General features: G+C 71.6%; 14 protein-coding genes and 1 riboswitch. Of the genes, 11 read left to right on the top strand and 3 right to left on the bottom strand.

What is annotated here, in order from left to right:
• The 9 genes from mbhE to D1825_RS03620 form a co-directional block, all read left to right on the top strand.
• A partial coding sequence (mbhE, locus tag D1825_RS03660) for a hydrogen gas-evolving membrane-bound hydrogenase subunit E (protein WP_118766115.1) occupies positions 1-2,056 on the top strand: 2,056 nt, incomplete at its 5' end.
• The gene (locus D1825_RS03655) at positions 2,053-2,541 is read left to right on the top strand and encodes a Na(+)/H(+) antiporter subunit C (protein WP_118766114.1); all 489 of its coding nucleotides are present in this window, start codon (positions 2,053-2,055) and stop codon (positions 2,539-2,541) included. The genes mbhE and D1825_RS03655, both read left to right, overlap by 4 nt.
• On the top strand, positions 2,538-4,115 hold the full coding sequence (locus D1825_RS03650; RefSeq protein WP_118766113.1) for a Na+/H+ antiporter subunit D: 1,578 nt from the start codon (positions 2,538-2,540) through the stop codon (positions 4,113-4,115). The genes D1825_RS03655 and D1825_RS03650 overlap by 4 nt, the downstream gene beginning before the upstream one ends.
• Entirely contained in the window at positions 4,112-4,666 is a 555-nt protein-coding gene (locus tag D1825_RS03645) for a Na+/H+ antiporter subunit E (protein ID WP_118766112.1), read from the top strand. Before D1825_RS03650 ends, D1825_RS03645 begins: the two co-directional genes overlap by 4 nt.
• On the top strand, positions 4,663-5,049 hold the full coding sequence (locus tag D1825_RS03640; protein WP_118766111.1) for a monovalent cation/H+ antiporter complex subunit F: 387 nt from the start codon (positions 4,663-4,665) through the stop codon (positions 5,047-5,049). Before D1825_RS03645 ends, D1825_RS03640 begins: the two co-directional genes overlap by 4 nt.
• Positions 5,046-5,411: a monovalent cation/H(+) antiporter subunit G gene (mnhG, locus tag D1825_RS03635; RefSeq protein ID WP_118766110.1), complete on the top strand. Its 366-nt coding sequence runs from the start codon at positions 5,046-5,048 to the stop codon at positions 5,409-5,411. Before D1825_RS03640 ends, mnhG begins: the two co-directional genes overlap by 4 nt.
• A gap of 324 nt (positions 5,412-5,735) precedes the next feature.
• Entirely contained in the window at positions 5,736-6,059 is a 324-nt protein-coding gene (locus tag D1825_RS03630) for a hypothetical protein (protein ID WP_138067411.1), read from the top strand.
• 393 nt (positions 6,060-6,452) lie between these two features.
• The gene (locus D1825_RS03625; RefSeq protein ID WP_118766108.1) at positions 6,453-8,036 is read left to right on the top strand and encodes an ABC-F family ATP-binding cassette domain-containing protein; all 1,584 of its coding nucleotides are present in this window, start codon (positions 6,453-6,455) and stop codon (positions 8,034-8,036) included.
• 15 nt (positions 8,037-8,051) lie between these two features.
• Complete coding sequence (locus D1825_RS03620) at positions 8,052-8,462, top strand: nitroreductase/quinone reductase family protein (protein ID WP_118766107.1); 411 nt, start codon at positions 8,052-8,054, stop codon at positions 8,460-8,462.
• 3 nt (positions 8,463-8,465) lie between these two features.
• Here D1825_RS03620 and D1825_RS03615 read toward each other — a convergent pair whose 3' ends face one another.
• Together D1825_RS03615 and D1825_RS03610 are read right to left on the bottom strand one after the other, a co-directional pair.
• Positions 8,466-9,341 carry a hypothetical protein gene (locus D1825_RS03615; RefSeq protein ID WP_118766106.1) on the bottom strand — a complete coding sequence of 292 codons (876 nt, stop codon included), beginning with the start codon at positions 9,339-9,341 and terminating at the stop codon, positions 8,466-8,468.
• Positions 9,338-9,781: a hypothetical protein gene (locus D1825_RS03610; RefSeq protein ID WP_118766105.1), complete on the bottom strand. Its 444-nt coding sequence runs from the start codon at positions 9,779-9,781 to the stop codon at positions 9,338-9,340. Before D1825_RS03610 ends, D1825_RS03615 begins: the two co-directional genes overlap by 4 nt.
• 90 nt (positions 9,782-9,871) lie before the next feature.
• Here D1825_RS03610 and D1825_RS03605 point away from each other — a divergent pair, with 90 nt between their 5' ends.
• Complete coding sequence (locus D1825_RS03605) at positions 9,872-11,344, top strand: phytoene desaturase family protein (protein WP_118766104.1); 1,473 nt, start codon at positions 9,872-9,874, stop codon at positions 11,342-11,344.
• Between the two features lie 2 nt (positions 11,345-11,346).
• Here the strand turns inward: D1825_RS03605 and D1825_RS03600 are convergent, their stop codons facing one another.
• Complete coding sequence (locus tag D1825_RS03600; protein WP_118766103.1) at positions 11,347-11,631, bottom strand: DUF4235 domain-containing protein; 285 nt, start codon at positions 11,629-11,631, stop codon at positions 11,347-11,349.
• A gap of 81 nt (positions 11,632-11,712) precedes the next feature.
• Positions 11,713-11,827, top strand: a riboswitch (TPP riboswitch).
• A 92-nt stretch (positions 11,828-11,919) separates the two neighbouring features.
• Here D1825_RS03600 and D1825_RS03595 point away from each other — a divergent pair.
• Positions 11,920-12,949, top strand: a 1,030-nt coding sequence (locus tag D1825_RS03595; protein WP_118766102.1) for a thiamine ABC transporter substrate-binding protein, incomplete at its 3' end; no start/stop codon positions are given.

Below are 12,949 nucleotides of genomic sequence, written 5' to 3'. Positions count from 1 at the left end.
GATGCTGGGCGCGCACGCGATGTTCAAGGCCGCCCTGTTCCTCGTCGTCGGCGTGGTCGACGCCGCGACCGGCACGCGCGACCTGCGCCGGTTGTCCGGGGTCGGCCGCGCGCTCCCGCTCACCGCGCTCGCGGGGGCCCTGGCCACCGCCAGCATGATCGGCCTGCCGCCGTTCGCGGGCTACGTCGCCAAGGAGGCCGGGCTCGAGGCGCTCGGCCACCTCGACGAGGGCTCGGCCGGGCCGGTCGTCCTCGTCGCCGTCGCCCTCGGCTCGGTGCTGACCGTCGCCTACGGCCTGCGCCTGTGGTGGGGGGCCTTCGCGACGAAGTGCGCCGTCGTCCCCGCGTCCGCGCTCGTGCCCGACTCGGTCGCGACCCAGGTCGACGGCGCGAGCAGCCCCGGCACGACGACGCGCCTCGAGCCCGTCGTCGGCGCGGAGCCCGCCCCGGTCACCAAGCCGTCGCTCATGCTCGTCTGGCCCGCGATGATCCTCGCCGTCCTCGGCCTGGCCGTCGCGCTCCTGCCGCAGCTCGGCGAGCACCTGCTGCAGCCGTACGCCGAGACCTACCCCGAGGGCGAGGCCGGCCACCTCGCACTGTGGGCCGGCTTCACGCCCACCTTCGTCCTGACGCTCGGCATCCTCGCCGCCGGTATCGCGCTGTGGCTGGTCCGCGACCGGGTCGAGCGCCTGCAGTCCGGCGCGTACCGCGGCCCCGAGGCGGACCGCATCTACCGCCGGTTCATGCGCCGCCTCGACGACGTCGCCGCCGACGTCACGGCCGTCACGCAGCGTGGTTCGCTGCCGCTCTACCTCGGCATCATCCTCGCCGTGTTCGTCCTCTCGGTGGGCCTCACGACGATCACGCAGACGAGCTGGCCGGACACGCTGCGGGCCTTCGACCAGCCCGCGCAGGTGGTGTTCGCCGCCGCGACGATCGTCTCCGCCGCGCTCGCGGCCCGCGCCCGCCGCCGGCTCAAGGCCGTCATCCTGCTCGGCATCGGCGGGTACTCGGTCGCCGGCCTGTTCCTGCTGCACGGCGCCCCCGACCTCGCGCTCACGCAGGTCCTCGTCGAGACGGTCACGCTCGTCGTGTTCGTCCTCGTGCTGCGCCGCCTGCCCCCGTACTTCTCCGACCGTCCACTGGCCGCCTCGCGCTGGGTGCGGCTCGGGATCGGGCTGGCCGTCGGACTCACGGTCGCCGGCGTCGCGCTCGTCGCGCCGGGCGCGCGGATCCACGCGCCCGTGTCCGAGGACTTCGCCGAGGAGGCCGTCCGCTGGGGCGGCGGGCACAACATCGTCAACGTCACGCTCGTCGACATCCGCGCCTGGGACACCATGGGCGAGATCTCGGTGCTGCTGGTGGCCGCGACCGGCGTCGCGTCGCTCGTCTTCCTCTCGCGCCGCGGCGGTCAGATCTTCCGGGCCGACGAGGCCCGCCAGGAGCGCCGCGTCTGGGCCGGACCGGACCCGATGGCCCGCTTGCGCCGCGCCACCGACCAGGCCCGCGTCGACGCGCCCAGCACCGACCGCGAGTGGCTGCGCGCGGGGAGCACGCTGGCACCGCAGCGACGGTCGGTCATCTTCGAGGTCGTCGTCCGGCTGCTCTACCAGACGATGATCGTCTACTCCCTGTTCCTGCTGTTCAGCGGCCACAACGCCCCGGGCGGCGGCTTCGCGGCCGGCCTCGTGACGGGCATCGCGCTGATCGTGCGCTACCTGGCCGGCGGTCGGTACGAGCTCGGCGAGGCCGCGCCCGTCCAGCCCGGTCTGCTGCTGGGGCTCGGCCTGTTCCTGTCCGCCGGCGTGGGGCTGTTCGCCCTGGTCCTCGGCGGGTCGGTGCTGCAGTCCTGGATCATCGACATCCACCTGCCGCTGATCGGCGACCTGCACCTGGTGACGAGCCTGTTCTTCGACGTCGGGGTCTACCTCGTGGTCGTCGGGCTCGTGCTCGACATCCTGCGATCGCTCGGGGCCGAGCTCGACCGCCGCGCCGAGACCGGCGAGGACGCGGCCTTCGGCTCCGACGACGGCGTGCGATCGGGGGCCGAGCGATGATCGACATGACCCCGAACGTCGTCCTGGTCGTCACGATCGGCGTGCTGTTCACGGCGGGCGTCTACCTGCTGCTCGAGCGCTCGCTGTCGCGCGTGCTCATCGGCGTGATCCTGCTCGGCAACGGCGCCAACCTGCTGTTCCTCGTCGCGGGCGGGGCCGCGGGACGACCGCCGATCGTGGGCGTCGAGCCCGAGGGGCAGATGAGCGACCCGCTGCCGCAGGCGATGGTCCTCACCGCGATCGTCATCACGCTAGGCATGACCGCGTTCCTGCTCGCCATGGCCTACCGCTCGTGGCAGCTCCACCGGCACGACGAGGTGCAGGACGACGTCGAGGACCGCCGCATCGCGCGCCTCGCCGCGATCGACGAGCGCGCGACGGCCGACGACGACACCGAGGAAGGCACCGAGACCCTCGACGACGAGGCCGCCACCGCACGCGACGAGACGGACGAAGGTCTGCCGGCCGACGAGGTGCGCCGATGACCGACTGGACCTGGCTCGTCCCGCTGCCCGTGGTGATCCCGCTGTTCGCCGCGGGGCTCGCGCTCGCGCTCTACCGTCGCCCGCGCATCCAGCCGATCGTGTCGGTCACGGCCCTGTCGCTCGTGCTGATCGCGTCGGTGATGCTGCTCGTGATCGTCGACGACGGGCCGCTCGTGGTCGACGTCGGCGACTGGGCCGCGCCCGTGGGCATCAACCTGGTCGCGGACCGCCTGTCCGCGCTCATGCTGACGATCTCGTCGGCCGTCACCCTCTGCGTCCTGCTCTACTCGCTCGCGCAGGGCCGGGACGACGACGAGGAGTCCGCGCCGGTCTCGATCTACCACCCCACCTACCTGGTGCTGACCGCCGGCGTCGCCAACGCGTTCCTGTCCGGCGACCTGTTCAACATCTACGTCGGCTTCGAGATCCTGCTCGCCGCGTCGTTCGTGCTCCTCACGCTCGGCGGGACCGGCGAGCGGATCCGCGCGGGCAGCATCTACGTGGTCGTGGCCCTGCTCTCGTCGGTGCTGTTCCTCGTCGCGATCGCGCTCATCTACGCCGCGACGGGCACGGTGAACCTCGCGCAGCTCGCGATCCGCCTGCCTGAGATCGACCCCGGGACACGCCTCGTCCTGCAGGTGCTCCTGCTGCTCGCGTTCGCGATCAAGGCCGCGATCTTCCCGCTGTCCGCGTGGCTGCCCGACTCCTACCCGACCGCCCCCGCGCCCGTCACCGCGGTGTTCGCGGGCCTGCTCACCAAGGTCGGCGTGTACGCGATCATCCGCACGCAGACGCTGCTGTTCCCCGACGGGCGGCTCGACGACGTCCTGATGTGGCTCGCGCTCGCGACGATGGTCGTCGGGATCCTCGGCGCCGTCGCGCAGGACGACATCAAGCGACTCCTCTCGTTCACCCTGGTCAGCCACATCGGGTACATGGTCTTCGGGATCGCCCTGTCCACGGACGCGGGCTGGTCCGCGTCGATCTACTACGTCGCCCACCACATCACCGTGCAGACCGCGCTGTTCCTGGTGGTGGGCCTCGTCGAACGCGTGGGCGGCTCGACGTCGCTGACGAGGCTGGGCCGCCTCGCGCGGGTGGCGCCCGTGCTCGCGATCCTGTTCTTCGTGCCCGCGATGAACCTCGCCGGCATCCCGCCGCTGTCCGGGTTCCTCGGCAAGCTGGGCCTGCTCGAGGCCGGTGTACATGTCGGAACGCCGCTGGCGTACATCTTGGTCGTCGGCGGGATCGTCACCTCGCTGCTCACGCTCTACGCCCTCGTCAAGGCGTGGAACAAGGCGTTCTGGCAGACCCCCGAGGTCGAGCCCCGGCCCGTGCACCTGCCGTTCGGCATGGTCGGCCCCGCCGCGGCACTCATCGGCGTCGGCCTCGTCCTGACCTTCGCAGGTGGCCCGCTGTACGCCTACACCGAGCGCGCGTCCGTGGCCCTCGTCGAGCGCACGCCGTACATCGACGCGGTCCTGCCGGACGGCGAGCGCGGCACGGGCGACTCCGCAGACGTCGCTGATCGAGACGACCACATCACCATCGACCTGGGCGGAGGCCACGGATGAGCCTGCACCCGCGCCGCGCCCGGGCGCGTCCCCAGTGGGGCACGGTCGCGTGGCTGACCGCCGTCTGGGTCCTGCTGTGGGGCGACCTGTCGCTGGGCAACGTCATCGCAGGCGTCCTCATCGGCCTCGCCGTCACCACCGGCCTGCGGATGGCGCCGCTCGCGTTCCACGGCCGCATCCGCCCCCTCGGCGTCGTCCGGCTCGCGGTGCGGTTCGCGGTCGACCTCGTACGCGCGTCGTTCGAGGTCAGCCTCCTCGCGCTGCGGCCCCGCTACACCCCGCGCGGCGCAGTGATCGGCGTCCAGCTGCGCAGCCACTCCGACCTGTACCTGACCATGACCGCGGAGCTGTGCTCGCTCGTGCCCGGGTCCCTCGTCGTCGAGGCTCACCGCCTCACGGGGATGCTCTACCTGCACGTGCTCGACGTGAAGCAGTCCGGCGGGATCGAGGCCGCGCGCCAGTCGGTCCTCGACCAGGAGGAGCGCGTGCTGCGCGCGTTCGCCTCGGACGCCGAGCTGATCGGCGCCGGTCTGCTGGAGGTGCGCGCATGAGCTGGATCATCGTCGCGTGCGGCGTGCTGCTGACCACCGGCGCGGTGCTGGCCGTCGTCCGGGCGGAGAAGGGCCCGTCGATCCTCGACCGGACCGTGGCGCTGGACATCGTGGTCACCACGATGATCGCGGCGGTCGCGCTGTACGCGGCGGTCGAGCGCCGCGCGGACGTCGTGCCCGTGCTCGTGGTCCTCTCGCTCGTCGGGTTCGTCGGCTCGGTGACCGTCGCCCGGTTCGCGTCCGTCGAGCCCGAGGGTGAGGGGCGCGTCCGCACACGCGAGGAGGTCGCCGCCGAGGACAAGGCGCGCCGCGAGGCCGAGGAGGCCGCCGAGCACGGGGGCACCGACGAGCACGGCGGCGCGGCCGAGGGGGAGGTCCGATGAACTGGGACACCGTGGCAGACGTCGCCTCCGCGATCTGCCTGCTCGGCGGCGCGTTCCTCGCGTTCGCGGCCGGCGTCGGCGTGCTGCGCTTCCCCGACCTGCTCTCCCGGATGCACGCGGGGACCAAGCCGCAGGTGCTCGGGCTGGTGCTCGTGCTCATCGGCCTCGCGCTGCGGCTGCGGTCCGGGGGCGCGGTGTGGGCGCTCGTGCTCGTCGCGATCTTCCAGATGCTCACGGCGCCTGTCGCGGCGCACATGGTCGGGCGGGCCGGGTACCGGACGGGGAAGGTGCGCAACGACCTGCTTGTCGTCGACGAGCTGACCAACGACCTGGACCGGGTCGTGCGCGAGGACGACGAGTAGCGCCGGATCCGCTCGTTGGGCTCGTGCTGACCCTGGCGGCATCTGCGACGGCGCGGTTCACCCGGCGCCGTGGGCGCCTAGGAGGAGTCGTTCGCAGGCGCCACACCGAGCCCGACTTGCTGCAAATGGGTGAACAAAAAATCGCTAGGCGACGTTCGTTGCTCGAAAGAACGAAATTGAACTAGCGTCTAGCCGCCACGCGTGGCCGTCAGACGATCATCTGTGGGGCCCGCCCAAAACCCGCCTGGCGGGGGAGCGTGTCGACGACCTCTCTCAGCGGACCGAGGCGTCCTCAACTTTTGAAAACCTTAGGACGTGGTTCTGATGACAGAAGAAGTCGGTGCGCGGATGGTTGAGAAATCGAGAGTCTCGAGGGGTGTGGCAATCGGTATTGCTATCGCTATCCAGTTGCTCGCCATAGCCGTGATCTTTGTGCCGATGTGGGTTTGGCACGTCGGCAACATAAATGATGGCGAGGATCCTGTCCCGTCGCTCGTGCTCGAGTTCGGCAGTCTCGCGGCGGTCGTCGCGGTTTTGGTTGTGCAAATCGTGCTTTTTGTTAGGGCGCGAGGAAGCGTGCTAATTGCATGGCTGGGCGTGCTCAGCGTATTTGTCTTAATCGGATTCGAAGCTATTGGAACGTTGTAGATCCGGGGCTGCGCGACGTGTCCAGGTCGGCACGGACCTCGATCTCGGCAGGGTGCGCGGGTGTGATACGCCATCGTTCGGGTCCGTCGTCACAGCGCATCTGGGGACGCGGGGCGGGGTTCGTGAGGTGCGGCTAGCCAGGCGGTGAGCGCGACGGCGGCGTCGTCTTGGGAGGTGGCCGTCTGAGTGAGCAGGCGAACGGTCCCGTGGTGAGTATCGCCGGCGGCCGCCCTTCGGGTGCGGCGCTCGGACCACCGCGCGTGTTCGCGCCGGCCACGTCCAACCCGAGCCGCACCAGGCTCGCCCGGGTGCTGCTCCATCCGGTCGCCCGCGTAGGGTTTCTCGCGCCGCGCCGACCCTCGTCGGCGGGCGCCCCGAGCCGCAAGGAACCCCGTGAGCCTGATCCGCCTGAACGCCGTCGGCATGCAGTTCGACGACAAGGTCATCCTGCGCGAGGGGTTCCTCAAGCTGCGCGAGGGCGACCGCGTGGGCCTCGTCGGGCGCAACGGCACCGGCAAGACGACGTTCCTCGAGCTGATCCTCGGCCGCCAGGAGCCCACCTCCGGGACCGTCGAGAAGAACCTGGGCCTGAGCATCGGCTACTTCTCGCAGTTCTCCGAGCTCGAGGGCCACCTCACCGTCGTCGAGGAGCTGAGCGCGCTGTTCCCCGAGGTGCACGCGACGCAGGCGCGTCTCGACGCGATCGGCGAGCTGCTCGGCGAGGCGGGCGACGACGAGATGACCCGCCTGCTCACCGAGCAGGCCGAGCTGTTCGAGCGAATGGACGCGCTCGACGGCTGGTCGTACGAGAACACGATCGACACCGTGCTCACCAAGCTCGGCTTCGACGCCGACCGCCGCGTGCTGCACGTCGACCGGCTCTCCGGCGGCTGGCGCAACCGCGCCGCGCTCGCCCGGATCCTCGTGCAGAGCCCCGACGTGCTGCTGCTCGACGAGCCGACGAACTTCCTCGACCTCGCGGGAGTTCGCTGGATCGAGGGCTGGCTGCAGACGTACCCCGGCGCGGTGCTCGTCGTCTCGCACGACCGGCAGTTCCTCGACGGAGCCGTCACGCGCATCGTCGAGATCGAGAACCGTCGCCTGCACGAGTACGAGGGCGGCTACTCCGCCTACGTGCGCGCCAAGCAGACGCGGATCAAGACGCTCGAGCGCCAGTTCGCGCACGAGGAGGAGCTGCTCGCGTACGAGGCGGAGGCGAGCGACGCCCGCCGGCAGGCCGTCAAGGAGCGCGGCACGGCCCGCAAGCTCGCGGACATCAAGAAGCGGCAGGCGCCGCGTCCGGTCGACGAGATCATCACGACGATCTACGCCGACCTGCACGTGAGCGACAACCTGGCCCAGATCGAGGGGATCACCAAGGGATTCGGCGGCGACCCGCTGTTCGCGGGCCTGAGCTTCTCGCTGCACCGCGGCGACCGCATCGCCGTCGTCGGCGCGAACGGCTCGGGCAAGTCGACCCTGCTCGACGTCCTCACGGGCGTGACCGAGCCCGACGCGGGCCGGATCGTGTGGCGCAAGGGCTCGACGTTCGTCTCCTACAACCAGGTGGTCGCCGACCTCGACCTCGACGACACCGTCGCGCACGCGGTGAGTGCCGCGCCCGGGTCGCTCGCGTTCAGCGCGACGAAGAAGAACGTCAACCGGTTCCTCACGATGCTGCAGTTCTCCGAGGCGGAGCTCAAGCAGAAGATCGGCACGCTGTCCGGCGGTCAGCGGGCGCGCGTCGCGATCGCGCAGTGCCTGCTCTCGGGCGCCTCGGTCATCGTGCTCGACGAGCCCACCAACCACCTCGACCTCACCAGTGCCCAGGTGATGGAGCGCGCGCTGACCCACTTCCCGGGCGCGGTGGTGGTCGTGAGCCACGACCGGTTCTTCATCGACAAGCTCGCCGACCGCCTGCTGACGTTCGACGGGGCCGGCGCGGTCGTCGAGTCCGCTGCGACCGGTGCGCTCTGACCCCACACTGAGGTCATGTCCGACTGGAACCAGACCATCATCGACGAGTTCCGCGCCAACGGCGGGACGGTCACCACTGCCGGGTTCGGCCGCGCGCTCGTGCTCCTGCACCACATCGGCGCGAAGACGGGCGAAGCGCGCGTCAGCCCCGTAGCGGCCATCCGCGTGGACGACGACACGTGGCTCGTGGCCGCCTCCAAGGCCGGTGCGGACACGAACCCCGCGTGGTTCCACAACCTGCTGGCCCACCCCGACACGAGCATCGAGACGCCCGACGACGGTGCGGTCGACGTGCACGTCGAGCAGCTGGTCGGCACTGCGCGCGACGAGGCGTGGGCGCGGTTCAAGGCCCGGTCGTCCGGGTTCGCGTCCTACGAGGCGAAGACGACGCGCGTCATCCCGGTCCTGGAGCTGCGCCGACGCTGATCGTCAGGCGGGTTCGCGTGCGGGCTGCGGTGCCGGCACGCGCGGCCTCGCGAACAACGGCCGGTCGACGCGCAGGCTCATCGGCACCGCCACGGCCGCGACGGTCAGGATCCACGCCGTGTAGTCGATGCCGAGCAGCAGCCAGATGCTCGAGTGCATGATCAGGACGGCCGCCGCGAACAGCGCGCGCGTCCGCCGGATCGACAGCCAGAGCGGCGCGGTCAGCTCGAGGGCCAGCGCGCCGCCCGCCATGCCCTGCGCCAGCCAGGCGTGGTCGGCGACGAACGAGGCGAGTCCCGCCGCCCGGTCGACGGCACCCTGGCGCAGGATCCACGACATGTTGTCGCCGAACACCCAGTGCAGCCCCGCGTGCCGCAGCTTCTGGAAGCCGGTGAGGAAGTACACGGTCGCCATGACGGCCAGCGCAGCGCGCGGCGGCCAGCCCCACGCCACGCTCGAGCCCGTCTCGCCGCGAGCGGGCGGCCGGGCGAACAGCAGCGGGAACGTCACCGTCACGGTGAGGACGTCGTTGTGCATGACCTTGCCCGACGCCCCCCACCACGCGCACAGCGCCACGTAGGCGAGCCACGCGACGAGGAAGGCCAGCCGGGTCCGGCGGCGCGCGACGACCGCCACGACGGCGGCGACGCCGACGACCTGGAGCGCGACCAGCAACCACGCAGGCGGCGCGCCCGGGTACCAGGCCATGACGTTGAGGTGCTGCGTCAGCGCGGCGGGCCGGTCCGCGATCAGGGTCCAGTCGCGCGTGAGCAGGCGCCAGCCGATGACGAGGGCGAGCAGCGTCTGGACCTCGACGAGCCGGAACCACCGGCCCGGCGCGGTCAGTGCCGCGTCGATGCGAGCAGCGAGCCCCCTCACGGTCGGACCACCGCGACGATCTCGTTCCCGACGACGTGGGAAGTGCCCGTCGGGTCCATGGAGCGCGTCGTGCGCACGAGGTCCACCTCGGTCAGGGTGGCGGGGTCGATGCCTGCGGTGGCCAGCCACGCGCGGACCTTGGCGCGCTGGACCTCCGGCCGGGCGTGCGCGAGGTGCGCGAACTGGTGGGTCGTGGTGCTCATGACCTGGTTCGCCGGCAGTCGTACGGGGGACCGGGTCCCGTCGGCCGCCACCGCCTCGAGTTCCAGGCCGACCGATGTGCCCGTCCGGACCGTGGAGAAAAGGCGGAAAGAGGTCAGCGGCCAGGCCTCGAGGCCAGACAGTGTCACCAGCAGCAAGGCGACGACGGTGCCGACCGTCACGCCTCTGGCAACCCGTCGCTGCGCGGACTCGGTCGCGTCGGACGTGGTCGTGCTCATCGTGCCCCCTTGCCGACCCGTCCCCCAGACAGGTCGCTGGGAGGTCACTATGCCAGCGCCGGAGGCGCCGCGGGGTGATTAGATCGAGGCGTGTCACGTGCCGAGGTCGTCGTCGTCGGGTCCGGTCCCAACGGGCTTGCCGCGGCGGTGACCTGCGCGCGTGCCGGGCTGCGCGTGCAGGTGCTCGAGGCGCAGCCGACGGTGGGCGGCGGGGCGCGCACCCTCGACCTGGGACTTGCCGACGGGATCGTCCATGACTTGTGCTCGGCGGTGCACCCGATGGCGTGGGCGTCGCCGTTCTTCGCCGAGTTCGACCTGCGGGCCCGCGGCGTGGAGCTGCTGTCGCCCGACGTGTCGTTCGCGCAGCCGCTGCCCGACGGCCGGGCCGGGCTCTCCTACCGGTCGCTCGACCGGACGGTCGAGGGGCTCGGGGTCGACGGGGGTGCGTGGCGCTCGCTCGTCGGGCGGCTGTCCGAGCACCACGAGCACACGGTCGCGGTCGCGCTCGGCGACAAGCGCTCGATCCCGTCCGGCCTGCTGCCCTCGGGCTTCGGGACCGCCGCCGCGTTCGGCCGGGCGGTGCTCGAGCAGGGCACCCGGGCGTGGGACCGGCGGTTCGTCGACGACGTCGCGCCCGCGCTGCTGACCGGCGTCGCCGCGCACGCGATCACGCCGCTGCCCTCGTTCGCCGCGGCCGGGACCGCGCTCCTGCTCGCGTCGCTCGGGCACGCGGGCGACGGCTGGCCGATCCCGAAGGGTGGGTCCGGGGCGATCATGGCGGCCCTCGTCGCCGACCTGCTCGCGCACGGCGGCGAGATCTTCACCGACGTGCGCGTTGCCCGCTGGGAGGACCTGCCGCCCGCCCACTGCTACCTGTTCGACACCACGCCGCGCACGCTGACCTCGGTCCTCGGCGACCGGCTCCCGCCGCGCGCGCGGCATCGGCTCGACGCCTTCGAGTACGGCAACGCCGCGGCCAAGGTCGACTTCGTCCTCGACGGGCCCGTGCCCTGGGCGGTGCCGGACGTCGGCCGCGCCGGCACGGTGCACGTGGGTGGCACCCGTGCGGAGATGGCCCACGCGGAGGGCGAGGTCGCGGCCGGGCGGCACGCCGAGCGCCCGATGGTCCTGCTCAGCGACCCGAGCGTAGTCGACGAGACGCGCCGCGTGGGCGACCGTCGACCCCTGTGGACCTACGCGCACGTCCCGTCGGGCTCGGACGTCGACGTCACCGAGGCCGTCACGGTGCACATCGAGCGGTACGCGCCCGGGTTCCGGGACGTGGTCGTCGCGAGCCGCTGCATCCCGGCCTCGCGCATGAGCGAGCACAACGAGAACTACGTGGGAGGCGACATCTCGGCGGGCGCGGCGACGATCAAGCAGATGTTTGCGCGCCCGACCGCGTCCTGGGAGCCGTACGCGACGGGCCGCGACGGTGTCTACCTGTGCTCGGCGTCGACGCCGCCCGGGCCGGGGGTGCACGGCCTGAGCGGCTGGTACGCGGCCAAGCGCGCGCTGCGCGAGGCGTTCACGATCCCGGAGGCGCCGAGCCTGGCGCCCTGACCTCAGTCGAGCGGGTTGAGGTCCTTGTCGTCGTGCTTGGCCGTGAAGCGGGCCGTGCCACGCGTCGCAAGGACGCGCGCGACGGCAACGAGAGCACCGGTCAGCGCCGCGGCAGCGACCAGCTCGGCGACACCGGCGTTGCTGTCGTCGTCGGGCTTCGGCGGCTTGTGGCCCGTCTTGGCCTTCCAGCCCTGCGCGATCCCCTGCTGCACGATCCACGCCGCGGCAAGGGCGGCGGCGGTGCCCACGAGGCGCGCGACCATCGTCTGGCTCTTCTTGTCGGACACGACTGCCTCCTGGTGACGAACGGATTCTGCTCCGACCGTATCGCCCGGCGCCCAAGACCGCTGGTCGGAGCTACGATGAGCGACGAACGACAGGGGAGCGTCAGGCCAGGTGCCTGGACGCTGAGAGTGCGGACAACCGCAGACCCTCGAACCTGATCCGGTTTGCACCGGCGTAGGGAGTCGGGCTTCTCATCTCCGTGGTCGTCGTCGGACGCCTGCAGCGCTCTTGCAGGGGCGTGCCCGACGACGAGCGCGGAGACCCCTCCAGACGATGGAGGAACACGCACCATGCCGAAGAAGATCTCGGTGGTCGCCACGACCGCCCTGATGGCGACCCTCGCGGCGGCCTCGCTCGCCGCGTGCTCGTCGTCCGACGACCCGGCGGCCCCGGCCGCGAGCGGGGGGACGACGAGCGCCGCACCCGGGACGGTCACGCTCGTGACCCACGACAGCTTCGCGCTGTCGGACGGGATCCTGGACCAGTTCACGGCCCAGACCGGCATCACGGTCAAGGTCGTGCAGCAGGGCGACGCGGGCGCCCTGGTCAACCAGCTCGTCCTGACCAAGGACGCGCCGCTGGGCGACGCGACGTTCGGCATCGACAACACGTTCGCTTCGCGGGCGATCGACGAGGGCGTCGTCGCGCCCTACACGTCCACCGTCCCCGCCGCCGCGGACGCCGCGACGCACGCCGTCGGGGAGGGCCTGACGGCCATCGACTACGGCGACGTCTGCATCAACGTCGACCACGCCTGGTTCGCCAAGAAGAAGCTGGCCGAGCCGACGAGCCTCGACGACCTGACCGACGCGAAGTACAAGGACCTGCTCGTCGTCCCGAACGCGGTGACCTCGTCGCCCGGGTTCGCGTTCCTGCTCGCGACGATCGGCGCCAAGGGCGACGACGGCTGGAAGGCGTACTGGGAGGCGCTGAAGAAGAACGGCCTCAAGGTCGCCGACGGCTGGTCGGACGCGTACTTCACCGACTTCAGCGGCGGCGGAGCCGACGGCCCGCGGCCGATCGTGCTGTCCTACGCGTCCTCGCCCCCGTCGACGATCCCGAAGGGCGGCGGTGACGCGACCACCGGTGCGCTGCTCGACACCTGCTTCCGGCAGACCGAGTACGCGGGCGTCCTGGCCGGCGCCAAGAACCCGACCGGCGCGGGCAAGCTCATCGACTTCCTGCTGTCCGACGAGGTCCAGGCCGACATCCCCGGGTCGATGTACATGTACCCGGTGAGCCAGGCCGTCAAGATCCCCGCCGACTGGGAGAAGTTCGCGCCGCTCGCGACGAACCCGTTCACCGTCGACCCCGCCGCGA

The sequence above is a fragment of the Cellulomonas rhizosphaerae genome (genome assembly GCF_003470205.1).
GTDB lineage: Bacteria > Actinomycetota > Actinomycetes > Actinomycetales > Cellulomonadaceae > Cellulomonas > Cellulomonas rhizosphaerae.
This window is presented reverse-complemented; position numbering and strand designations above follow the sequence as displayed.

Excerpts from the sequence above, each read along its gene's own strand:
- D1825_RS03655 (WP_118766114.1), top strand. The coding sequence starts at position 2,053 with ATGATCGACATGACCCCGAACGTCGTCCTGGTCGTCACGATCGGCGTG.
- D1825_RS03650 (WP_118766113.1), top strand. The coding sequence starts at position 2,538 with ATGACCGACTGGACCTGGCTCGTCCCGCTGCCCGTGGTGATCCCGCTG.
- D1825_RS03645 (WP_118766112.1), top strand. The coding sequence starts at position 4,112 with ATGAGCCTGCACCCGCGCCGCGCCCGGGCGCGTCCCCAGTGGGGCACG.
- D1825_RS03640 (WP_118766111.1), top strand. The coding sequence starts at position 4,663 with ATGAGCTGGATCATCGTCGCGTGCGGCGTGCTGCTGACCACCGGCGCG.
- mnhG (WP_118766110.1), top strand. The coding sequence starts at position 5,046 with ATGAACTGGGACACCGTGGCAGACGTCGCCTCCGCGATCTGCCTGCTC.
- D1825_RS03630 (WP_138067411.1), top strand. The coding sequence starts at position 5,736 with ATGACAGAAGAAGTCGGTGCGCGGATGGTTGAGAAATCGAGAGTCTCG.
- D1825_RS03620 (WP_118766107.1), top strand. The coding sequence starts at position 8,052 with ATGTCCGACTGGAACCAGACCATCATCGACGAGTTCCGCGCCAACGGC.
- D1825_RS03610 (WP_118766105.1), bottom strand. The coding sequence starts at position 9,781 with ATGAGCACGACCACGTCCGACGCGACCGAGTCCGCGCAGCGACGGGTT.